A 22,420-nucleotide genomic window follows, 5' to 3' on the forward strand; every position below is an offset into this window, starting at 1 on the left:
CTGCAATTCTTTGGCGGGAGCGACTGCGGGATATCGCGGCCATGGCCGCTCCCGCAGTTGCTCGCCGCCATGGCGGGTCTCTGAGCGCGGGGGTCAGGGGGTCACGGGCTGGCCGTCGGCGTCGAGCACGGTGACCTCGCCCAGCTGCAGCGCGCGCACCGGGGCTTCGATCTGCGAAAGATCGCCGACGACCACCCAGGTCAGCGCATCGGCGTCGATGGTCTTCGCCGCCTCCGCCACCTGGGCCGGGGTCATGGCCTCGATCTCCGCCTTGCGGCGCTGCACGTAGTCGTCCGGCCGCCCGTACATCACGTTGCCGGCGATGGTCGATGCCACCGAGGACGCGGTTTCGTACGCGCCCGGCAGGCTCAGCGTGTTGATCGCACGGATGCGCTCGACTTCCTCCACCGTCGGCGGCGCCTTGCCGCTGGCGAAGCCTGCGATCTCGCGCTTCATCTCGGCCATGGCTTCGGCGGTCTTGTCGATCTGCACTGGCGCCGAGGCCAGCCACGGGCGCTGGCCCAGGGCGCCGGACGCGCCGCTGCGGGCGCCGTAGGACCAGTGCTTGTCCTCGCGCAGGTTCATGTTCAGGCGCGCAGTGAAATCGCCGCCGATCACGCCATTGGCCATGTCGAAGCGCACCGCGCCATCGTCGGTGGTGGCGGGCACCAGCAGGCCGGCGTAGATGTTGGCCTGCACCGCGCCGGGCTGGTCGATCAGGAACACGCGCGCCTTCGCGGGGCGGGGCACGGCCGGGATCGCCGCCGCGGCCTCGGGCGCCGGGCCGCTGCCGGACCAGTCGCCCAGGTGTGCTTCCAGCAGGGGCACGATCTCGGCCAGGGTGGTGTCGCCGACCACCACCAGGGTGGCGCCTTCCGGCCGCATCTGCGCGCGGTGGAAGTCCACCAGGTCGTCGCGGGTCAGCGATGCGATCGACTCTTCCGTACCGCTGCCGGTGAACGGCATCGCATAGGGATGGCCTTCGCCGTAGAGCAGCGGCGGCAGCACGCGCAGCGCCGCGGTCTGCGGACGCGCCTTCTCCTGGGCGATGTTGGCGATCCAGGTCGCGCGCACGCGCTCGATCTCGGCGGCGTCGAAGTCCGGGCGCCGCAGCATGTCCGCGAACAGCGCCAGCGACGGGTCCAGCTGGCCCTTCAGCGCCGACAGCCAAGCGGTGCCGGCATCCAGGCCGGAGCCCGCGCCCAGCTGCGCGCCGAGCGCCTCGGCACGGTCCGCGAACTCAAGCGGCTTGAGGCCCGCGGCACCCTCGTCCAGCATGCCCATGGCGAAGCTCGCGGTGCCGATCTTGCGGCCGGCATCGGCGCTGTAGCCCGCGCCCGGGAACTGGTAGCGCAGCTGCACCACCGGCACGCCGGTGCGGCGCGCCAGGACCACGGTGGTGCCGTTGCCGAGCGTGGCGCGCTCGACGTCGGGGAACTTCAGCTCCGGGAAGGCGTCGGGCATGGGCACGCCGGCGCTGCGGTCCACGGCCGGCGGCGTGACCCAGTAGTGCTCGTCCAGCTGCGGCAGGTCCCAGGGCTGTGGCGTCCCGGCCGGCTCCTCGACCAGCGGAGTGCGTTCGCCGGGCAGGATCAGCAGCGTGTGATCGCCGTCGCCAAGCCATTCGCGGCCGGCGGCCTGCACCTGGTCGGCGGTGCTGGTGTCGATGATGCGCAGCGACTCGCGGAAGCAGCCCGGGTCATCGGCATAGACCGCGCATTCGGCCAGCGCGTCGGCCTTGCCGCCGAAGCCGCCGATGCGCTCGATGCCGCGGATGAAGCCGGCGCGGAACACCGTGCGCGCGCGCGCCATCTCGTCCGCGGTCGGGCCTTCCGCCAGCAGGCGGTCGATCTCTTCGTCGATCACCGCCTCCACCTTCGCCGGATCCACGCCCTGCTTCACATTGGCCATGAGGATGAAGTTCGAGCCCAACTGCTTGGCATAGACGCCCGCGCTGATGCTGTCGACCAGCTGGTCGCCGTGCAGCAGGCGCGCGTCGAGGCGCGAGGACCGGCTGCCGCCCAGCACCTGCGCCAGCAGCTGCAGGCGCTCGAGGTCGTCATTGCCGACCTCGGCCACGTTCCAGACCCGGTAGATGCGGGCCTGCGGGACCTTGTCATGCATGGTCTCGCGGGTCGCTTCGGCGCGGCGCGCGACGTCCACCGCCGGCTGCGCCATGTCGGGGCCGGCGGGGATGTGGCCGAAGTACTTCGCGACCTTGTCCTTCGCGGTGGCCAGGTCGATGTCGCCGGCCAGCACCAGCACGGCGTTGTTGGGGCCGTACCAGGCGCGGAACCAGGCGTGCACGTCCTCGATCGAGGCCGCGTCGAGGTCGTTCATCGAGCCGATCACCGAGTGGTGGTACGGGTGGCTGGCGGGATACAGCGCCTTCATGAGCTTTTCCCAGGCCTGGCCATAGGGCTGGTTCTCGCTCTGGCGCTTCTCGTTCTGGACCACGCCGCGCTGCTCGTCCAGCGCCGCCTGGTCGACCGCGCCCAGCAGGTGGCCCATGCGGTCGGACTCCATCCACAGCGCGGTGTCGAGCGCGGTGGTGGGCACGTTCTGGAAGTAGTTGGTGCGGTCGGTGTTGGTGGTGCCGTTCTGGTCGGTCACGCCCACCTGGGTGTAGGGCGCGAAGTACTCGCCGGCGTGGTTCTCGGACGACTGGAACATCAGGTGCTCGAACAGGTGCGCGAAGCCGCTGCGCCCGGAGGGCTCGTCCTTGCTGCCGACGTGGTACCAGATGTTGACCGCCACGATCGGCGCCTTGCGGTCGGTGTGCACCACCACGCGCAGGCCGTTGGGGAGGGTGAATTCTTCGTAGGCGATGTCGACGCCGGCCGCGGCGGCCGCGGGCGGTGCTTCGGCCCAGGCCAGCGGGGCGGCGGTGCCAAGCGCGGCGGCAAGCGCCAGGGCGAGGAGGGTGCCGCGGCGCGGCAGGGGCTTGAACGTCGACATGGGCTCTTCCTTAGCGGGTCAGCCCCTGATGGTACGGTGCCGCGCGGCGGGCGGGAGCGGGCCATAGGTCCCGGTCGAAACGCCCGCGTGACCCCGCCTGGTGCATGCTGCCGGCATGGACAGTCCCTCCCGCACCACCCTGGTCACCGGCGCGAACCGCGGCCTTGGCCTCGAGTTCGCCCGCCAACTGCTGGTCCGCGGCGACCACGTCGTCGCCGCCTGCCGCGAGCCCGGGCGCGCCACCGCGCTCAATTCCCTGGCCGGGGAGCATCCGGGTCGCCTGCACGTGCTGCCGCTGGACGTCGCCGACGCCCGCTCGCGCACGGCGTTCGCCGCCGAGCTGCCGCTGGTGCTGGGCGACGGCGGGCGCATCGACCTGCTGCTCAACAACGCCGGCGTGCTGCACTCGGGCGAGCGTTTCGGCACCCTGGGCGAAGCCCATCTGGAACACAGCTTCCGGGTCAACGCGATGGGTCCGCTGCTGCTCACCCAGGCGCTGGCGCCGCTGCTGGCCGGGGGCGCGCGGGTGCTGAACGTGTCATCGCGCCTGGGTTCGATCGCCCTGACCGAGCGCTTCGGCACGCCCAGCTACAACATCAGCAAGGCGGCGCTGAACATGGTCACGGCACTGCTGGCGCAGGCGCTGGCCGAACGCGGGATCGTGGTGATCGCGGTCAGCCCCGGCTGGGTGCGCACCGAAATGGGCGGCAGCGACGCCGACGTCGCGCCCGAAGATGCCGTCGCCGGCATGCTGCGCCAGGTCGATGCCCTCGGCGAAGGCGACAGCGGGCGATTCCTGGGCACCGACGGCAAGACGATCGCCTGGTAGCCGGCACGGCCGGATATCCTGCACGCCGCCCGCTTCGACCGCAGCACGCGATGATCGACATCATCCTCTACCAGCCGGAAATCCCGCCCAATACCGGCAACGTGATCCGCCTGTGCGCCAACACCGGCGCCCGCCTGCACCTGGTGCGGCCGCTGGGCTTCGACATGGACGACCGCCAGCTGCGGCGTGCCGGGCTGGACTACCACGAGTACGCGCGGGTGGCGGTGCACGACGACCTGGCCACCGCGCTCGCCGCGATCGCGCCGCCGCGGCTGTTCGCGCTCAGCGCGCGCGGCCAGGTGCGCTACGACGCGCCCCGCTACGCCACCGGCGACGCCTTCCTGTTCGGCTGCGAAACCCGCGGCCTGCCCGGCGACGTATTGCATGCGGTCGCCCCCGACCATCGGCTGCAGCTGCCCATGCGCCCGGACAACCGCAGCCTCAACCTGTCCAATGCGGTGGCGGTGGTGGCCTACGAAGCCTGGCGGCAGCTGGGCTTCGCGGGATCCGCCTGAAGCAAGGGCCCCGCGAACCCTGGCGCATCACTTCTCGATGCTGAACTCGTCCATGACCTTGCCGTCGACGTCGTAGGACGTGTACTGCAGGCGTCCGCCGTCGATGTCGATGACCTGGTAGGTCGAGATGTCGGTGAAACGCTTCGCGACGTGCGGCGCATCCGACTGCTCGTACATCTTGGTGCCGGCCACGGCGTGGATGTAAACCGGACCCTCGGCGGGCGAGCCCACCACTTCATCGCCCTTCATCGGGAAGGTGCGCAGGTAGGCATGGTCGTCGCCCTGCAGCACCAGGTCGACGCCATGCTTCTCGAACAGCGGCGCCCACGCCGCCTTCAGCTCCGGTTGGCCGCGGTCGCCGGGCTTGGTCGAGTACAGCGGGTGGTGGTAGACGACGAACTTCCAGGTCGCGTCCGAGGCACCGAGCGTGCGGTCCAGCCATTCGACCTGCGGCCCGGGCTCCAGGTTGGAATCGAGCACCACGAACAGCGTGTCGGCGTACTCCATCGAGTAGACGCGCTCGGGCTCGATGGCGGCCGGCCCGTTGCGCGGCAGGTCGAACTGGCCCACGTACAGATCGACATGTCCCATGTCGACTTCGTGGTTGCCGATCGCCGGCACCAGCGGGCGGTGGTCGTAGACGCCGGCGGCGTTCTGGAACAGCAGGTCCCAATCGTCGCGGCGCTCGCCCCAGTTCACCAGGTCGCCGGCCATGACGTAGAACGCGGCCTGCGGGTGCCGGGCGTAGGCCTTGCGCACCAGGGTGCCCCAGGTGTCGAGTCCGTTCTGGGCGTCGCCCATGTAGATGAAGGTGAAGGGCTCGGCCTGCGCCGGCGCGGTGGTGAAGCTGCGCTCCTCGCCCCAGGCCGCGCCGTCGCCGATCGCGTAGCGGTAGGTGGTGCCGGGCCGCAGCCCTTCCAGGGCGACGGTGTGGCGCAGGGTGCGCGGATCGTTGGCGATGTCCGGGGTGTGCAGCTCCGCGCTGGCGGCCTCGACCACGACCGGGGTGCCCCCGCCCGCCGAATAGCGCAGGTGCGCGTTGCCGCTGCCGGTGGCGGTGCGCCACTGGATCGATTGCTGCGTTGCCGGATCACCGGCCCAGGTCAATACGACCTGGTCGGCCGCGGCACCTCCGGGATAGGGCGTGTTGCGGAACCAGCCCAGCAGGGCGGCCTCGTTCTCGCGCTTCTCCAGCGTTTGCAGCAGGGCGAGTCCCTGGAGCGCCGGATCGATCGCGTCCAGGATATCGGTGTCGTCGGCGAACACGCGGACACCGATCGTCGCCGTGGCGAGACCCATGCGCTCCGGGGCCGGCGCCGACACCACCGGCTGCGCGCCGCCCTCCGCGGCCGGGCCGACCAGCACGAAATAGGGCTTCACGCCGCTCTCGATGGAGTGCACGCCAAGCCCGACCTCGCCCGCCCCGACCGGCTTTTTCCAGGCGCGGAACTGGTCGTCGCCGTCCACCGTGGCGACCAGGCCGGTGCGCTCGAAGCCCTGTTCGGCGAGCCATAACGGTGCTTCACGGGAGTCCGGCGAAAGCATGACGTATACGGTGGCGGGGACATCGACGCTGAAGCGCAGGAACCCGGTCGACAGCGCCTGCAGTCCGGCTTCGTCGGCCAGCGCGAGCACGTCGGCCGACGTGGCATCGGCGAGTTCCGCGGCGGGCATGCGCTCGAGCATGCGCGACCGGATCGCGTCCACCGCTGCCGTGATTTCACCTGACGCCACGTCCTCGACGGCGGTCGTGGCGGGCTGCGCGGCGGCAGCGGTGGCGGGGGCCTGTGCGCCCTCGGGGGCCTGCTGGCACGCGGCCAGCAGGGCTGCGGCAAGCACGCCGGGAATCAGCGTGCCCAATGCGCGTTGAACGGTCATGGTGGTCTCCATCAGAAGCTCATCCGCATGCCGACCATGAAGCGCTGGCCGAACTGCTCGAACTCGGTGGTCCGGCGGCGGTCGCCCTGGTAGCGGATGCCCGGCTCGTCGAGCAGGTTGTTGGCGTCGAAGTACATCTCGACGTTGTCGTTGAAGGCATAGCGCAGCGAGAAGTCCAGGCGGCCGACGTCGTCCCAGTACTCATCGCCCATGATGTCGCCGTCGCCGATGCCGTCGATCCACTCGCTGCGGTGCTGCCAGCTCAGGCGCGCCGACAGTCCGTGGGCCTCGTAGTACACCGAGGTGTTGTAGATCACGTCGGACGTGCCCGGCAGGGGAACCTTGCGGCCGTCGGGCGTGTTCGCCTCGCTGTCGTTGAAGTTGACGTTGGCGGCAATGCCGAAGTCGCCCACCCACATCGGCAGGTCGAAGCGCTCCGCCAGCGGGCCCAGCTTCTGCGAGTACGCCAACTCGATGCCGCGCAGGTAGCCGTCGCCGCCGTTGGCGAGCGTGTAGTAGGTGTACTCGGAGCGGTCGAAGTCCGGGGTGTCGAGGTCGTTGCTGCCGAAGCGCGGGATCTCGACGTCGAGCAGCACGTCGCGCAGGTCCTTGTAGTACACGCCGGCGGAGAAGAAGCCCTGCGGGCGCATGTACCACTCGAAGTAGGCATCCAGGCCGACCGACTTCTCGGTCTCGGCATAGGGGTTGCCGCCGTCGATTTCCTGGTCTTCGTCGCTGATCGCGAAGTTCGGGCGCAGGTCGGTGTAGTCGGGGCGCGCGGCGCCGGTGTTGGCGGAGAAGCGCAGCTTCATCTCGTCGTTGAGGTCCCAGTTCACGTGCACGCTGGGGAAGAACTCGACGCCGCTCTCGCTGATCGTGACCGGGGCGAAGTTGCCCTCGTCGTCTTCGGTGTTCGCGGTGGATTCGTTGCGGGTGTACTCGCCGCGCACGCCGGCGACCACGTTGCCCCAGTCGAAGTGGCTGGTGGCCATGCCGTACACGGCGCCGACCTTCTCGGTCACGCGGTACCACTCCTCCAGCGGCACGGCATCGTCGTACTCGCCGACGCCCTGCGAACGCAGGCTATCGAGCAGCGCCCAGGCGCGGGCTTCGTCGTGGTAGCGGAAGCTGTAGCCCAGCGGCAGGCTGCCCTGGTAGGGCTTGTCGGAGGCAATGTCGCTCATGGTCGGCATGTCGATGCCCGCGGCCGCCAGGTGCCCGGCGTCGATCATGAATTCCGTCTCGTGCATTTCCTTGCTGCGGTCGTCGTACTGGAAGCCGAACTGCAGCTCGGTCGGGCGGCCGAACAGGTCGATGTCCTTGAACAGGTCCAGGCGGGCGCTGTAGGAATCGGTCACCGCGCTGTCGACGCCCGAGGTCAGGCGCACGAAGTCGTAGTCGTGTGAATCCAGCGAGCGCTTGAGCTTGCCCTTGGAGAACGAGCCGTCCGGATTGACGATGGTGTCCCACAGGGTGACGCGGTGCAGCTCGCGGTTGGTGAAGTCGTAGTCCACGGTCGGGCGCAGGGCCCGGTCTTCGGGGCTGACCCAGGTGGAGCCGAAGCCCGGACCGCCCTCGTCTTCCGCCTTGGTGTAGTTCAGGCGCCAGCTGGCGCGCAGGTCGCCAATGTTCTGGTCGCCACCGAGGGTGGTGGTGAAAATGCTCTGCTCGGAATTGCTGATGTTCTGCGTGGCATCCATTTCCACGCCATGCACGGTGCCAAGGTACGGCGTGTTGCCGCTGCGGACGTCGGCGTAGCCGTCGCCCCGGGCCCCACTCGACGTCTCCACCGCATCCGCGTCGAAGTCGAACTCCCACGCGTTGCGCATTTCATGGTCGCTGAATCTGGTGAGGATCGTGCTCAGGAAGAAATGGTTGTCGTCGTTGGGACGGAACTCGAGGCGGCCGCTCACCGACTCGTTCTCGCGGGTCAAGCGGTAAAGCTTGTTCTGGTGGGCATCGAACCAGACGCGGCCCTCGCCGCCCGGCTCCTGATCCTCGTCGGCAACCTCCGGATCGGACTCGAAGTTGTCGGTGACCATGTCGCGCGAATACTTGGACGCGGAGACCAGCAGGCCCCAGCGGTCGTCGGCGAACTTGTTGGAAATGAAGCCGCCCCAGTTGTACTGCGAACCACCGCCCAGGTCGTTGTAGCCGATGCCGACGTCGGCACCGATCTTCAGGCCTTCATAGTCGAAGGGGCTGCGGGTGATGATGTCGATGTTGCCGGCCAGGGTCTCGCTGGGCATGGCCGCGGTGATCGCCTTGCGGGCGATGACCTGGCTGGCGATCGAGGACGGAATGGTGTCCAGGCGCGCGACGCGACCGGCCGGGCTGATCACGTTGACGCCGTCGAAGGCGATCGTGGTCCAGCGCGACGGCGCGCCGCGCAGGTTCACGTAGCGCTCCTGGCCCTGGTCGCGCTCGACCGCGATGCCGGGCAGGCGGCTGAGCGCGGCGGCCACGTTCTGGTCGGGGAAGCGGCCGATGGAGTCGGCGGCGACCACGTTGACCAGCGAGGTCGACGAGCGCTGCGCCTGCAGCGCGGCGAACTCGGATTCCGCGATCGGCTTGGCGCGGACCACCACCGAATCGAACTCGGTGGCGACCGCGCCGGCCAGCGGGACATCGACGCGGACGCTTGCCGACTGGCCGGCAACCACGTCGACGGCCTGGTTCTGGTCCGGGCGACCGATGTAGCTGACCGTGAGCTCGTGGCGACCGGCCGGCACGCGATGCAGGGAGAAGCGGCCGTCCGAACCGGTGACCGCGACCACCTCCTCACCGGCGATGCGGACCTCGGCACCGGCCAGGTAGCCGCCGCGGCCGGCGTCGGTGACGACGCCGCTGATGGAGCCCGCCTCGCCCCGGGCGAGCTGCTGTCCGGCTCCGGTGCCAGCGCCGATGCCGATGCCGGCGGCTGCCGGGCCCGGCACGTCGCCGGCATGCGCCGGAACGTGGATGACGAGGATGGTCGCAAGCGCGGCGGCAAGAGTGCTGGTCTTGTACATCTACATGTCCCGTGGGAATGAGGCGCAGCCGTCCGACCCGGCAGGCACCAGGCGGACGGCAAATGGGGAGTCTTCAAGCGAAGGACCCTGGAATGTCCGAACTCCCGGACAGGTCCGGCTGGTCACGAACCGGCGTTCCCCGGCGCGGCCGCAAGGCACGCCCCGGCCGGAACGGGAGGGATTGTCGCGGCGCACCATGTCAGCGGCTGAACAGGAAGGTTTCAGTGCGGTGACACATCGCGATGGCGCCTGCGCCGTTCCGGTCATGGCCCCGTCACCCGGGCCGCCGACCATGCCCGGTCCAATCAGGAGCCGATCGATGAAACCTTCTTCCCCCCGTCCGCTGTTCGCTGCCGCGCTGGTCGCGATGCTGTCCCTTCCCCACGCCGCGTCCGCGCACGACGCCGGCGAAGCCCGGGCGAAGAACGTCATCGTCTTCCTGGCCGACGCCGCCGGCGTCTCCACCCTCCACGGTGCCAGCCTGCACGGCTACGGCGAGCCGCTGAAGCTGCACATCCAGGGCTGGCCGCACCTCGGCCTGAGCGACACCAGCCCGGTGGACAAATGGGTATCCGATTCGGCCAACGGCATGTCATCGATCATGACCGGCGTGAAGACCCGCAACGGCGTCATCAGCCAGGGTCCGGATGCCGTGCGTCGCGAGAAGGACGGCACGCCGACCAGGACCCTGCTCGAATACGCCGAGGAGCGCGGCCTGCGCACCGGCGTGGTCAGCACGCAGTCGATCGCCGATGCCACGCCGGCCGCGACCTATGCGCACTCGAACGACCGCGGCAAGTGGGGCGAGATCTTCCCGCAGGCATTCTCGCCACGCTACGGCGACGGTGTCGACGTGCTGATCGGCTCGGGGCGCGGGAAAATCGGCAGCCAGCTCGCCGCGGCCGGCACCAGCTTCGAAGCCTTGAGCACGCAGCACCGCCGCCCGATCCACGCATCGCTGGCGGACGTGGATGCAGGCAATACGCGTCCGGTCGTGGTCGCCGACGGCATCGATGCCCGCGCCGCCACGCTGAAGGCGCTCGACATCCTGCAGGACGCGCCGGAGGGCTATCTGCTGGTGGTGGAGTGGGACGCGCACACCGATGACGTGCGCAAGGGCCTGCAGAACGTCGTGGACTTCGACCGGCTGATCGCCGAGGTCGAAGCGCGCGTCGATCTGGACGACACCCTGCTGCTGTTCACCGCCGACCATTCCTTCGGCCTGCAGGTGGACGGCGGCGAGCGCGGCCAGCCGCTGCTCGAGGGCTACGAGGACTGGGCCCGCTCGGGTTCGGACGACGACCTGGTGCGGCTGGACAACGTGCTGGTCAACCGCACGCATACCGCCGAGGAAGTGGTCGCTGTCGCGACCGGTGCCGGTGCCCACCGGGTCCGCGGCTATTTCCCCAGCACCCACCTGTTCACGGTGGTGCTGGAGGCCTGGGGCTGGGACGCGGACTGAGGCCGGCGGCCGGTCCAGGCGGATCCGGAAAAGTTCCTGCACTCCCGGGTTCATTATTCAGGTGACGTTGTCCCCGCATCGGCAGAATGCGTCTACCGGCCACGGGCGGTATCCGATTTCCCCGATCGGTTCTCTCCCTCCCCTGCTTCCCGTGGCCGGTCCTCTTCCCAGAACCAGAACAAACAGAGGACCTCCCCCTGATGAAGCGCACCCTGATCGCCATTGCACTGGCGGCAACGGCTCCGTTCGCCGCAAACGCGGCCGAAGGCGTCTCCTACAACTACCTTGAAGCCGGCTACATGGCTTCGAACGGCGACATTGATGCCGACGGCTACGCGGCGCGCGGTTCGTTCGCGTTCCACGACAATTTCCACGTCTTCGGCGGCCTCGGCAGCCAGGAGATCGACAACACCCGCTTCGACGTCGACCAGTACAACATCGGCCTCGGCTACAACCTCGAGATCTCGCCGCGCGCCGACCTGCTGGCCCGCGTCGCCTACCAGAAGCTCGACGCCGGCACCGTGCTCGGCAATGACCTGGACTTCGACGGCTGGAGCACCGAGGTCGGCGTGCGCGGCCTGCTTGCCAACAACTTCGATGGCTACGCGCTGGTCGGCTACGAGGACTACGACGGCGGCATCGACGGCGACTTCTACGGCCGCCTGGGCGCCAACGTGGCCTTCAACGCCAACTGGGGCCTCAACGGCGACGTCAAGTTCAACGGCGACGTCACCGAGTGGTTCGTGGGTCCGCGCTTCCGCTGGTAAGCGCGCGTCCCGCAAGACAGACACACCGCGGCCCGACTCTCTCCCCGAACCGCGTTGCTGACCCCGGCCGAAAGGCCGGGGTCTCTTTTTTTGGTTATCTCCCAACCAAGGCTCGCACGCCGCCCGGGGCCAATCCCGTGGAACGGCGCCTCCCCAGCCTGTGGGAGCGGCTACAGCCGCGATCAACGACAGCGCGGGACCAATTGTTGCGTCTGGAGCAGCTCCGTCCTGATTCTGGCTGCCCGTGCCGCGCATTTCTCCGTTTTAGTCCGCGCTGCCCGTCCCGTGCACAGGGGGTGTGCTCCCCCGGCCTGTCCAAGTCCTGCTCCCAAGGCCGGCCGCCGGCCATCCATGGCCGGCTGTACGCACACCCCCTGTGCACGGGACGGGCCGTGGAGTTTCTTGGCTTCGGGTCGAAGATCAAGAGCGTCGCGCTCGCCGGCGTGGCCGTAGCCGTAGCTGTGGCTGTGGCTGTGGCTGTGGCTGTGCCGCTTGATCCGGTGACGACCGCCGGTTGCGACATCTGCGTCGACGTTGCCCCCGTCCACCACCGCGCAAAAGGTCCGGGCCCGCCGTGGAGGCAGGGGGGATGTCCAGAGCCGGCCATGGATGGCCGGCGGCCGGAACTGGGAGCAGGATGCGCATATTCCGGCTGGGCATCCCCCCTGCCTCCGCGGCGGGCAGCGCGCAACCTCCCGGACTCCCTCCCGGACTCCCTCCCGGACTCCCTCCCGGAGCAATCACCCGCAAGCTCCACGCAATCGGGAGAAGAGCCGAAAAAAAGGCGGGCGGGATCAACCCGCCCGCCACCACTCGGACCCGCTCCGCTCAGTACGTGCCGACCACCGACACGCCCGAATACGCGCTGTAGCCGCGCACCAGCACGTGCCACGTGCCTGCCGCCGGACTGTTGAAGGTGCAGGTCTCGGCGTTGCCCGCCCGGTACGGCCTGCAGCTGTAGGTCGACGTGGTCGGCGCCGATCCCTGGCGCACGTACAGGTCGACATCGCCGCTGCCACCGGACGTCTGCACCCGCAGCTGGCTGCGGCCCGCGGGAACCTGGATCGTGTAGCGGCGCTCGCTGTTCGCCGCACCCGACAGGCCGGTCACCGGCACGCCGTTCTGCAGCTGGCTGCCGCCGCCTCCGCCGCCACCGGTGCTGAAGCTGCCGCTGAGGGTCACGCCCGAAAACGCCGAATACCCGCGCAGCATCACGTGGTACGTGCCTGCCTGTGGCGCGGCGAAGCTGCAGCTCTCGGCGTTGCCGGAACGATAGGGACGGCAGTCATAGGTCGACGTGGTCGGCTGCGAGCCCCGGCGCACGTAGAGATCGAGGTCTCCGCTGCCGCCGCTGGTGGCGATGTTGAGGTTGGTGGCGCCGGCGGGAACGGTGATCGTCCAGTACTGCGTGCTGCCGGAGCCGCCGGAAATGCCGGTCACCGGCGTGCCGTTTGCAAGCTCGTTGCCGCCCGGATCGCCAGGGTCGCCCGGGTCTCCACCACCGCCGCCACCGGCCGCATCCACCGCCGCCTTGGCGTTGACGATGCCGGCGCCGATCGGCTGCGACGGCGTGCTGGGGAACGCCCGCGCCGTGCTCTTGATCAGGGCCTCGACCTGGGCCGGGGTCTTGGCCGGATTGGCGACCGACTGGATCAGCGCGACCACGCCGGCCACGTGCGGGGCCGCCATCGAGGTGCCGTCGTAGCTGGCATAGCTCTCGCTGCCCGGGCCCTGGCTGCCGGTATTGAGCGTGGAATAGATGTTGGAGCCCGGGGCCGCGATATCGACGGTCGCCCCGTAGTTGGAAAAGCTCGAGCGCGCGCCGGTGCTGGTGATCGAGCCCACCGCGATGACGTTGCTGCAGTTGGCCGGCGAGAAGCCCGAGGTATTCGCGTTGCTGTTGCCCGCCGCGATCACGATGGTCGTGCCGCGGCCGACGGCACCGTTGATTGCGCTCTGCATGGCGCTGCCGCAGCTGCCCGAGCCGCCCAGGCTCAGGTTGATGGCTTCCGCCGGATTGGCATTGGCGGGCACGCCGCTGACCGGGCCACCCGAGGCCCAGATCACCGCATCGGCGATGTCGGAGTCGTAGCCGCCGCCGCGGCCGAGCACGCGCACCGGCACGATCTTCGCACCGTACGCGGTGCCGGCCACGCCCTTGGCGTTGTTTGTCACCGCCGCAACCGTGCCGGCGACGTGGGTGCCGTGCCAGCTGGAGGCGTAGCCGCCGGAATAGTCGCCGGGATCGCTGGCGTCGGCGTCGCGCCCGTTGCCATCGCCGCCGACCGCGGCCGTGGAGATGAAGTCGTAGCCGGGCAGCACGTTGGCGTTGAGGTCGCTGTGGTTGGTGATGCCGGTGTCGAGCACCGCGACCACGGTGCCGGCGCCGCTGGTGGTGTCCCAGGCCTGGGTGGCGCGGATGCCGCCGGAGCCGGTGCCGTAGCCCCACTGCTGGCTGAAATTGGTGTCGTTGGGGGTCATGACCAGCTTGTTGAGCTTGTCGACCTCGACGTATTCGACGTTGGGATTGGCCGCGACCTGGCGCATCAGGCTCTCGGCCTCGACGCGGTCGAGCTTGCGGCTGGTGGTGATGACCTCGGCGCCCACGGCCATGCGGCGCTCGTGGCGCAGCACAAGCGGCTTGCCCCGTGCGCCGGCGGGCAGGGTGCCGGCAGCAGACCTGAGGGCGGCATCGCGTTGCTTCGCGCTGGCCTGCTCGGGGCTGCCGTCGACATACTTGATGATGAAGCGGTCGTGCTGTTCCGAAGCCTGCAGGCCGCTGAGATTGATGCGCTCTGCGGCAAGCGCAGGCGCGGCGGCCAGAGAGGCCAGGGCCACGGTGGTTGCAAGCGCGAGGGCGTGCAAGCGCGCGCGGCGGAGCTTTTCGTCGGTCATGAGTGGGTTTTCCCGGAGCGGAAGCCGTGCCGCACTTGGCGGCGTGGAGGCCGGCAGACACCGTTCCGGGAATCCCCTCCCCGTTTCTGGCAGCCGCCGGACGCGAAGCGGACTGACACTTTTCGTCCGCAAAGTGACGCTAAGCGACACCCCGCTGCCGCGCAAGCGGCAACAGGACGCACTTGGCAGCGCCATGCGCGCCACCCGTCACAGTTCAGACATTTGGTTGTGGAAACAGGAAAGACGGGCCTTGCGCCCGCCGTCCGGATCAGAACATTCCGGTTTCCAGGCGCGCGGCCTCGGACATCATGTGCCGGGTCCACGGCGGGTCGAACACCAGTTCGACGTCGGCCTCGACCACGGTCGGGATCATCTCCAGCTTGCTGCGGACGTCGTCCACGAGGATGTCGCCCATGCCGCACCCGGGCGCGGTCAGGGTCATGCTCACCTCGACCAGGCGCTGGCCGTCGTCGCGATGGGTGACCTTGGCCTCGTAGACCAGGCCGAGATCGACGATGTTGATCGGGATCTCCGGATCGAAGCAGGTGCGCATCTGCGACCACACCAGACGCTCGACCTCGGCATCGTCGGCGCCCTCTTCCAGCTCCAGCGGCTGCGGCGGCTCCTTGCCGATGGCGTCGGCGTCCTCGCCGGCGATGCGGAACAGGTTGCCCTCGACGAAGATCGTGAAACTGCCGCCCAGGGCCTGGGTGATGTAGCCCACGCTGCCGGCAGGCAGGGTGACCTCGTCGCCCTGGGGAACGAGCACTGCGGCGCAGTCGCGCTCCAGGCGGACGGGTTCACTGTTGCGGGAATACATGTGGGTGCTCGCGGCGTTCCGGTGCGGGTCCACCATTCTACCGCTGCGCGGAGCGCTATCCTGTACCGCCCTGCAAGGCGCTCTGTTCCATGCCCCCATCCCGATCCCGGCCCGCAACGGCGCTGGCACTGGCGCTGGCCGGAAGCATCGGCATCGCAGCCGCCTGGATCCTGGTTGCCCAGGCCACCGGACGCCAATGCAGCTGGATGGCGGTCGTCGCGGCGGTGGACGCCGCGTTGCTGCTGCGGATGGGCCGGCACCGCCCCGGCCTTGCCCGCGCGCTCTGGGGCGTGCTGGCCACAACGCTGGCGATCGCCCTGGCGAACTGGGGGATCATCGCCACCGAGGTCGGACGCATGCTCGGCCTGGCGCCCTGGGCATCAATGGGCAAGCTCGGCGTCGAGCACGCCTGGCTGCTGGCACGGATGGCCAACGATGCGGTCGCGCTGGCCTGGCTGGCCGCGGGGCTGGTGGTGGCCGCAGTCGCAAGCCGCTGATCGGACCCCATCGACCCCGGGGTTCGGGTCGCCGCTTCCTCAGTGGCCGCCGTCGAGCGCCTTGAGCTCGCTGACCAGGGCGCTGGCCATCTCCGAACCGTCGCCGTATAGCATGCGGGTGTTGTCCGCATAGAACAGCGCGTTTTCGATGCCCGCGAAGCCCTTGCCCTTGCCGCGCTTGATCACGATGGTGTTCTTCGAATCGACCACGTCGAGGATCGGCATGCCGTAGATCGGGCTGGCCGGGTCGGTCTTGGCCACCGGATTGACCACATCGTTGGCGCCGATCACCAGGCTGACGTCGGTGTTCTTGAACTCGGGATTGATGTCGTCCATGTCCGTGATCAGGTCGTAGGGCACGCCGGCCTCGGCCAGCAGCACGTTCATGTGGCCCGGCATGCGCCCCGCGACCGGGTGGATGGCGAACTTCACCTTCACCCCGCGTTCGATCAGGCGCTGGCTCAGCTCCCAGATCTTGTGCTGCGCCTGGGCCACGGCCATGCCGTAGCCGGGCACGATCACCACGCGCTCGGCGTAGGCCATCATCGCGGCGACGTCGGCGGCCTCGATCGGCTTCTGGCTGCCGCTGATCTCCGCCGCCTCGCCGGTGGCACCGAAGTTCGAGAACAGCACGCTGCCGATCGAGCGGTTCATGGCCTTGGCCATCAGCCGCGTCAGCAGCATGCCGGCGGCACCGACCATGGTGCCGGCGATGATCAGCGCCTCGTTGCCGAGCACGTAGCCCTCGAAGGCCACCGCCAGGCCGGTCAGCGCGTTGTACAGCGAAATCACCACCGGCATGTCGGCGCCGCCGATGGGCAGCGTCATCAGCACGCCCAGCGCCAGCGCTGCGACGAAGAACGCCACCACCAGCGGCACGCCCAGCGAGTGCACCAGCATGCCGCCAAGCACCAGCGCGGCAACGAACACCGCGGCGTTGAACAGCTGCATGCCCGGGAAGCTGTAGCGCTTGTCCATGCGGCCGTCGAGCTTGGCCCAGGCGATGATCGAACCCGTCAGCGCCACCGAGCCGATCAGCGCGCCCAGCACCGCCAGCACCGGCACGACCACTCCGGGCGCCTGGCCCGCGTCCGTCCAGCGCAGCAGCTCGACCGCGCCGATCGCCGCCGCCGAGCCACCGCCGAGGCCGTTGTACATGGCGACCATCTGCGGCATGTCGGTGATCGCGACCTTCTTGCCCGAGACCCAGGCCAGCACCGTGCCCAGCAGCAGCGCCACCACGATCAGCGCCAGGTTCTGCAGCCCGGGGATGAAGAAGGTGACCAGGGTCGCGAGCACCATGCCGACGCCGGCCCACTGGATGCCGCTGCGCGCGGTGCGCGGCGAGGCCATGCGCTGCATTCCCAGCAGGAACAGCGTGGCGGCGGCCAGGTAGCTGGCCTTGATCACCAGCAGCAGGATCTCCTGGCCGCTCATGCGCCGCCCCCCTTGCCGCCGGCCTTGGCCTTTCCGCTGGGCTTGAACATCTCCAGCATGCGCTCGGTGACGACGTAGCCGCCGGCGGCGTTGCCGGCGCCCATCACCACCGCAATGAATCCGATCGCCTTCTCCAAGGTGGTGTCGGCGTGCCCCAGCACCACCATCGCACCGATCAGCACGATCCCGTGGATGAAGTTGGAACCCGACATCAGCGGCGTGTGCAGGATCACCGGCACGCGCGAAATGATCACATGCCCGGCAATCGCCGCCAGCATGAAGATATACAGCGCCACGAATCCATCGGCCACGCGTGCTCTCCCCGGAACTGCCCGTGCCGATCATAACCGCCCGCGACGCCGCCGCCACCGCCGCTGTCAACCGGGGGCCGCGACGTGCGTTGTCAATGCCGATCCCATTGGATGCAGGTGGATGGACGGCAGCGTGCAAGCACATCGCAGCGGCACCGGGGTGGCTATGCTGGACGGCATGCCTGCCGATGCCGCCGCCACGGCCGTCGTGCCGCCCGTCGGGGCGGCCGGCGATGCCGAGACCCTCGAGGGCTTCCTCGACGGCATCGCCGCGCGCGCCTTCCGCTTTGCCGAGGCCAGCCTGCGCCACCGCGAGGACGCGATGGACGCCCTGCAGGACGCCATGATCAGGATGCTGGGCTACCGCGACCGCCCGGCGCAGGAATGGACGCCGCTGTTCTGGACCATCCTGCGCAGCCGGATCGTCGACACCCAGCGCCGGCGCACGCTGCGCCTGGGCTGGATGAGCTCGGCCGACGAGCGCCAGGAGGCGGGCGTGGAATGGGCCGGCGACGAGCCGGATCCGTCCCGCGCCCACGACGGCCAGGAGGCCTACGGAGAGCTGGTGGCGGCGCTGCGCGACCTGCCCCGGCGCCAGCGCGAGGCTTTCACCCTGCGCGTGCTGGAGGAGCTCGACGTGGCGACGACCGCGCGCGTCATGGGCTGCGGCGAAGGTTCGGTCAAGACACACCTGTCACGCGCACGCATCGCGCTGCAGAAGCGATTGGAGGATTTCCGATGAACGACCCGCGCCACGACGACTTCGACCGCAGGATGCGTGCGCTGCACGCGCATGCCGTCGAACAGGTGCCTTCGCGCACCACGTACCAGCTGCGCATCCGCCGCGAGGCGGCAGCGCGGGCGCCGGCCGCCCGCCGCCGCAGCGGCTGGTGGCTGGCCGCGACCGCCACCGCGACCACCGTATTCGCGCTGGCCATCGGCTTGCGCCAGCCGGACCCGTCGTCCCTCCCCGGGGGCGGCGACATCCCGGCACTGGCCACGGCTACCGAGGCGGTGCAGGCGGCGGACTACGACGAAAGCTTCGCCGCACTCGACGAAGACCCCGATCTGTACCTGTGGCTCGCAGCCCAGGACAGCCTGATCCTGGCCATGGAGTGATGACCGTGCCGAACTTCCGCACCCGATCGATCGCCGCGGCCCTGCTGGCCCTGGCCCTGGCCGCCGCGCTGCCCGCGGTGGCGCAGCCGACAGGGGACGCCGCGGCGCTGCCCGCCTGGGACGAGCTCACCGCCGCCCAGCGCGACGCCCTGGTCGCGCCCGTGCGCCAGCGCTGGAACGACCGTCCCGAAAAGCGCGCGCACATGCTGTCGCATGCCGAGCGCTGGCAGGAGATGGACCCCGCGCAGCGCGAGCGCGCACGCCGCGGCGCCCACCGCTGGCAGCAGATGGAGCCTGAAAAGCGCGAAGCGATGCGCGCGCTTTACTCGCGCATGAAGGCCCTGCCCGAGGGCGAGCGCGAGGCGCTCCGCGCGCAGTGGAAGGCGATGAGCCCGGAGCAGCGCCGGGCTTGGGTGAAGGTCAACCCGGCACCACCGGAGCGGCCGCGGGAGCGCTGAAAATCAGAGTCGCTGCACGCGGGATGGAGTCGCGGCCATGGCCGCTCCCACGCGCGAATGGCGGCGCACGCACGCCGCTTGTTCAGGCGTCGCGGGCTGGCCAGACGGTCCTGGCCAGCAGTTCGTCGTCCCAGTCGAACGCCAGGGCACCCTCGGACACCAGCAGGCTGGCGAAGTTGTACACATTGCGCGCGAACATCTCGCTGGCATGCAGCGCACCGCTGCTGGCCAGGTTGAGCGGCCCGGCCACGGTGACGCCACCGGCGTCCACGGTTTCTCCGGGACGGGTCAGCTCGCAGTTGCCGCCGGTCTCGGCGGCGAGGTCGACGATCACGCTGCCCGGAGCCATGCCCGCGACCATGCCTGCGCTAATGATCTTGGGTGCCGGACGACCGGGCACCGCGGCGGTGCAGACAATGACATCGATGACGCGCAGGTGTTCACCAAGGCGGCGCTGCTGCTCGGCGCGCTCGTCGTCGGTCAGCGCGCGCGCGTAGCCGCCCTCGCCCGCCGCACTCACGCCAAGGTCGAGGAAGCGGCCGCCCAGCGATTCGATCTGCTCGCGCGTCTCGGGACGCACGTCGAAGCATTCCACCTGCGCGCCCAGCCGGCGCGCCGTTGCGACCGCCTGCAGGCCGGCGACACCGGCGCCGATGATCAGCACCTTCGACGGACGGATGGTTCCGGCCGCGGTGGTCAGCATCGGGAAGAAGCGCGGCGCCAACTGGGCGGCGATCAGCACCGCCTTGTAGCCGGCCATGCCCGCCTGCGAGCTGAGGATGTCCATGGCCTGCGCGCGCGTGGTGCGCGGCAGCCGCTCCAGCGGGAAGGCGACCAGGCCGCGCGCGCGGATGGCGTCGGCGCGCGCCGGGTCGGCCTCGGGCTGCAGCTGGCCGATGATGGTCGCGCCCTCGCGCAGCGTCGCCAATACGGCCGATGGCGGCGCCTGCACGCAGAGCACCAGGTCGGCAGCGGACAGGGCGGCCGCGGTGTCGTCGACCAGGGTGGCGCCGGCGGCGGCATAGGCGGCATCGGGAAAGTGCGCCAGCGCGCCGAGGCCGCGCTCGACGGTGACGGTTGCGCCGGCGGCGGCCAGCTTCCTGCAGGTTTCCGGGGTCAGCGCGACCCTTCGCTCGCCGGGCGCGGTTTCGCGCGCGACTCCAATGCTCACTGCCATGCCCGCTCCCCGGTGTCCGCTCCGGACCATCCTAGCGAATGTCCCGGGCGTGCGCGATGCGCCGCCTTCAATCCGACCGGGCGCCGGCCGCCAGTTCGCGCAGCACGGCTTCCACCGGTCCCTCCACCGGCCTCGGCAGCAGGGTCCCGGCAGCTACGGCCGCGTCCAGTTCGTCCGCGGACATCAGGGCGTGGCGCGCACCCTGGCGAGTGGCCAGCATGTGGTTCCCGCTGATTGGACTGGTCCACGCCAGGCGCAGCCAGACCAGGACCTGGCCTCCATCCTGGCGCGAAATGAACACCTGCCCGGGCGGAGGAGGGTCGCCGCGATCGGCACCCGGCTCGCGGTCCCCGACCTGCTCCGACGGCAAGGCGGCGTGCACGACGCTGCGCGGCGCATCGGGCCGGACGAACTCCGCCACCAGCCGCGCCAGTGCGTCTTCGGACTCGGCCTCGCCGGCACCGCCGGCGGCGATGCAGGACTTCAGCCGGGGAACAATCGCAAGCAGCCCGTCGGCCACCTCGCCGCCGCGCGCCGCCGCCGCGGCCGCGTCGATGCGGAGCAGGTCATCGCCCAGTGCCACGATCCCGGCATGGCGCTCTGAACCGGGGCCGTCGCGCAGCCGCAGCAGGACCAGGGCCTGGTGCCAGGCGCCGGAGAGGAACTCCGAGACCGCCGGGAGCATGCTGCGACCGTCCAGGCGCGCCGCCACCAGGGCATCGGCTTCGCGGCGCGCGGCCTGCAGCCGCTCCTTGCCGTGGATGGCCTGCCAGGCCCGGCGCTCGCTGATCGCGGCACGCCGCTGCAGCGGCTCCAGCCCCGCAGTCAGCGCTGCGAGGGCACGCACGAAGACCATGGCCTCGCCGTGGTAGCCGTTGGCCACTGAATCCGCGATGGCGTCCGCCAGTGCGTGCAGCGCCGACTCGTCGTCAGCGGCCGCGGCGTTGGCGTCCCAGCACTGCACGAGGCCGGAGAGCAGTTCCATCGCCGGATGCCCGGCGTCATCGAACAGCTGCTCGTCATCCAGTGCCAGGCGCAGCCAGGGCCAGGCCAGGCGCGCGAGCCGCGCCCGCGCGCCTGCAGTCAGCACCGCGCCCGCGCACAGGCCGTCGAACAGGCCACCGGCGACGCTGATGGCGTCATCCTGGTGCTGCGAGGCAAGCGCGAGGTCGCGCGGGATCCCGAGGCCCTCCGCAGCCGACAGCAGGCTGTCCCGAAGATGGGCTGCGATGCTGCCCGGCACGGCGAGGGGTTCGTTCGGAGTTTCGCTGCCCTGCACCAGCGACAGCATCGAAATGAATTCCTGGTGGCCGTAGGCGCGCGGCCGATCGCTGTCGCCGGCCCCGGCCAGCGGCCGTCCCATGCGCCGGCGCAGGACCTGGCCGCGCCCGGCGCCGGGCGCCGCGTCGCTGCCTTCGCCCCGACGCCACGAGGACGCCACCGGCTGCAGCGCATCGTGTCCGAGCCAGGCCGGGGCGCCGGCCATGTCCACGCCCTGTGCGAGCAGGGCCGCACCCGCGCTGGCGCCGTCCATCGCGTGCCCGCCCTCGGCGAGTGCGGCGTTGAGCCAGGCGTAGGCCTCGGTGAGCGTCGCGATGCACAGGCGTTCGTAGTGCTGCAGCAGCGTTCTCCGCGCGAGCGGATCGCAGTCGACAGCGCTGAAGGTGTCCAGGTAGGCATCGACCACCGCGCGCGGCGCGAAGGGGTTGGTCGGCCGGCCCTCGCCGCCCATGGCCGAGGCCAGCGAACACAGGCGGCCGTCGATGATCTCCTGCACGCTGGCGAAGCGGCGCCCCAGCGCATCGATCGTCGGCTGGCCGATCAGCTGCGCGTGCAGTTCGCCGTCTGAAACCAGGGCCAGCGTCGAGGCTGCCGCGGCCTCGGCGAACGGCTTCGGCCAGCCTTCAAAGCCGCGGCCCAGATGGCCCTGCCAGCTGCGTTCACTGCGCGGTTTCTCGTGTCCCAGGACCAGTACGTTGGCCAGCGCCTCGACCAGCTCCTCGTCCCGAGATCCGGCAAGCGCCTGCCGCAGCGCTGCTTCGGCGGCGCCAAGCGCGGCGGCCAGCAGCGGTTGCAGGCGTGCGCGGAATCCCAGGTGCAATGCCTCCAGCAGGCGGTCAGGCGCCCCGCTCTGGCGCGTGGCCCGGACCCGGCCGGAGTCGCCGCTACGATCAGGGTGCTGCATTCTGGAGGTGCCGACGCATGTGGACGTGGCACCACGATAGCCGAGAGCCGTGACCGGGGACACACTTGCGTGCTGCGGCCGCGTGGATGCGCTGCCGTTGC

17 protein-coding genes and 1 pseudogene are annotated in these 22,420 nt (G+C 70.1%); 8 read left to right on the forward strand and 10 right to left on the reverse strand.

Annotated features, from left to right (window positions below; genetic code table 11):
- Positions 1–93: 93 nt before the first annotated feature.
- The gene (locus tag WCD84_RS05670; protein WP_343280706.1) at positions 94–2,958 is read right to left on the reverse strand and encodes a M16 family metallopeptidase; all 2,865 of its coding nucleotides are present in this window, start codon (positions 2,956–2,958) and stop codon (positions 94–96) included.
- A gap of 115 nt (positions 2,959–3,073) precedes the next feature.
- Between WCD84_RS05670 and WCD84_RS05675 the strand changes: the two genes are divergently transcribed.
- Together WCD84_RS05675 and WCD84_RS05680 are read left to right on the forward strand one after the other, a co-directional pair.
- The gene (locus tag WCD84_RS05675; RefSeq protein ID WP_343280707.1) at positions 3,074–3,787 is read left to right on the forward strand and encodes an SDR family oxidoreductase; all 714 of its coding nucleotides are present in this window, start codon (positions 3,074–3,076) and stop codon (positions 3,785–3,787) included.
- A 50-nt stretch (positions 3,788–3,837) separates the two neighbouring features.
- Positions 3,838–4,302 (forward strand): tRNA (cytidine(34)-2'-O)-methyltransferase, encoded by a 465-nt coding sequence (locus WCD84_RS05680; RefSeq protein WP_343280708.1) that lies wholly within the window; start codon positions 3,838–3,840, stop codon positions 4,300–4,302.
- Between the two features lie 27 nt (positions 4,303–4,329).
- On the opposite strand, the gene WCD84_RS05685 is transcribed toward WCD84_RS05680, so the two are convergent.
- Together WCD84_RS05685 and WCD84_RS05690 are read right to left on the reverse strand one after the other, a co-directional pair.
- A complete protein-coding gene (locus WCD84_RS05685; protein WP_343280709.1) occupies positions 4,330–6,180 on the reverse strand; it encodes a metallophosphoesterase family protein in 1,851 nt (616 codons plus the stop codon).
- Between the two features lie 11 nt (positions 6,181–6,191).
- Positions 6,192–9,191, reverse strand: a complete 3,000-nt coding sequence (locus WCD84_RS05690) for a TonB-dependent receptor (RefSeq protein WP_343280710.1) — start codon at positions 9,189–9,191, stop codon at positions 6,192–6,194.
- 319 nt (positions 9,192–9,510) lie between these two features.
- Here WCD84_RS05690 and WCD84_RS05695 point away from each other — a divergent pair, with 319 nt between their 5' ends.
- Both WCD84_RS05695 and WCD84_RS05700 read left to right on the forward strand, forming a co-directional pair.
- Positions 9,511–10,653: an alkaline phosphatase gene (locus WCD84_RS05695; protein ID WP_343280711.1), complete on the forward strand. Its 1,143-nt coding sequence runs from the start codon at positions 9,511–9,513 to the stop codon at positions 10,651–10,653.
- A 200-nt stretch (positions 10,654–10,853) separates the two neighbouring features.
- Entirely contained in the window at positions 10,854–11,420 is a 567-nt protein-coding gene (locus WCD84_RS05700; protein ID WP_343254679.1) for a diffusible signal factor-reguated Ax21 faimly protein, read from the forward strand.
- 828 nt (positions 11,421–12,248) lie between these two features.
- On the opposite strand, the gene WCD84_RS05705 is transcribed toward WCD84_RS05700, so the two are convergent.
- The 3 genes and pseudogenes from WCD84_RS05705 to sufT all read right to left on the reverse strand — a co-directional run bounded on the left by WCD84_RS05705 (position 12,249) and on the right by sufT (position 15,135).
- On the reverse strand, positions 12,249–12,602 hold the full coding sequence (locus WCD84_RS05705) for a PPC domain-containing protein (protein WP_343255961.1): 354 nt from the start codon (positions 12,600–12,602) through the stop codon (positions 12,249–12,251).
- Positions 12,582–14,315 (reverse strand): annotated as a pseudogene (locus WCD84_RS05710) (S8 family peptidase); the annotation flags it as partial. The gene WCD84_RS05705 and the pseudogene WCD84_RS05710, both read right to left, overlap by 21 nt.
- A gap of 268 nt (positions 14,316–14,583) precedes the next feature.
- Positions 14,584–15,135, reverse strand: a complete 552-nt coding sequence (gene sufT / locus WCD84_RS05715) for a putative Fe-S cluster assembly protein SufT (RefSeq protein ID WP_343255945.1) — start codon at positions 15,133–15,135, stop codon at positions 14,584–14,586.
- A gap of 89 nt (positions 15,136–15,224) precedes the next feature.
- On the opposite strand from sufT, the gene WCD84_RS05720 reads away from it, so the two are divergent.
- Positions 15,225–15,632 carry a hypothetical protein gene (locus tag WCD84_RS05720; RefSeq protein WP_343255946.1) on the forward strand — a complete coding sequence of 136 codons (408 nt, stop codon included), beginning with the start codon at positions 15,225–15,227 and terminating at the stop codon, positions 15,630–15,632.
- A 39-nt stretch (positions 15,633–15,671) separates the two neighbouring features.
- Here the strand turns inward: WCD84_RS05720 and WCD84_RS05725 are convergent, their stop codons facing one another.
- Both WCD84_RS05725 and WCD84_RS05730 read right to left on the reverse strand, forming a co-directional pair.
- Positions 15,672–17,069 carry an NAD(P)(+) transhydrogenase (Re/Si-specific) subunit beta gene (locus WCD84_RS05725; protein WP_343255947.1) on the reverse strand — a complete coding sequence of 466 codons (1,398 nt, stop codon included), beginning with the start codon at positions 17,067–17,069 and terminating at the stop codon, positions 15,672–15,674.
- The gene (locus tag WCD84_RS05730; RefSeq protein WP_343255948.1) at positions 17,066–17,380 is read right to left on the reverse strand and encodes an NAD(P) transhydrogenase subunit alpha; all 315 of its coding nucleotides are present in this window, start codon (positions 17,378–17,380) and stop codon (positions 17,066–17,068) included. Before WCD84_RS05730 ends, WCD84_RS05725 begins: the two co-directional genes overlap by 4 nt.
- 166 nt (positions 17,381–17,546) lie before the next feature.
- On the opposite strand from WCD84_RS05730, the gene WCD84_RS05735 reads away from it, so the two are divergent.
- Genes WCD84_RS05735 through WCD84_RS05745 form a run of 3 tightly spaced genes read left to right on the forward strand, consistent with a single transcriptional unit; the run spans position 17,547 to position 18,957 of the window.
- Complete coding sequence (locus tag WCD84_RS05735; protein ID WP_343255962.1) at positions 17,547–18,122, forward strand: RNA polymerase sigma factor; 576 nt, start codon at positions 17,547–17,549, stop codon at positions 18,120–18,122.
- On the forward strand, positions 18,119–18,499 hold the full coding sequence (locus WCD84_RS05740; protein WP_343280712.1) for a hypothetical protein: 381 nt from the start codon (positions 18,119–18,121) through the stop codon (positions 18,497–18,499). Before WCD84_RS05735 ends, WCD84_RS05740 begins: the two co-directional genes overlap by 4 nt.
- On the forward strand, positions 18,499–18,957 hold the full coding sequence (locus tag WCD84_RS05745) for a DUF3106 domain-containing protein (protein WP_343280713.1): 459 nt from the start codon (positions 18,499–18,501) through the stop codon (positions 18,955–18,957). The genes WCD84_RS05740 and WCD84_RS05745 overlap by 1 nt, the downstream gene beginning before the upstream one ends.
- An 82-nt stretch (positions 18,958–19,039) precedes the next feature.
- Here WCD84_RS05745 and WCD84_RS05750 read toward each other — a convergent pair whose 3' ends face one another.
- Together WCD84_RS05750 and WCD84_RS05755 are read right to left on the reverse strand one after the other, a co-directional pair.
- Positions 19,040–20,134, reverse strand: a complete 1,095-nt coding sequence (locus tag WCD84_RS05750) for an NAD(P) transhydrogenase subunit alpha (RefSeq protein WP_343280714.1) — start codon at positions 20,132–20,134, stop codon at positions 19,040–19,042.
- Between the two features lie 67 nt (positions 20,135–20,201).
- A complete protein-coding gene (locus tag WCD84_RS05755; protein WP_343280715.1) occupies positions 20,202–22,319 on the reverse strand; it encodes a DUF1631 family protein in 2,118 nt (705 codons plus the stop codon).
- Between the last annotated feature and the right edge of the window lie 101 nt (positions 22,320–22,420).

Source organism: Luteimonas changyuni (assembly GCF_039548395.1).
Classification (GTDB): domain Bacteria; phylum Pseudomonadota; class Gammaproteobacteria; order Xanthomonadales; family Xanthomonadaceae; genus Luteimonas.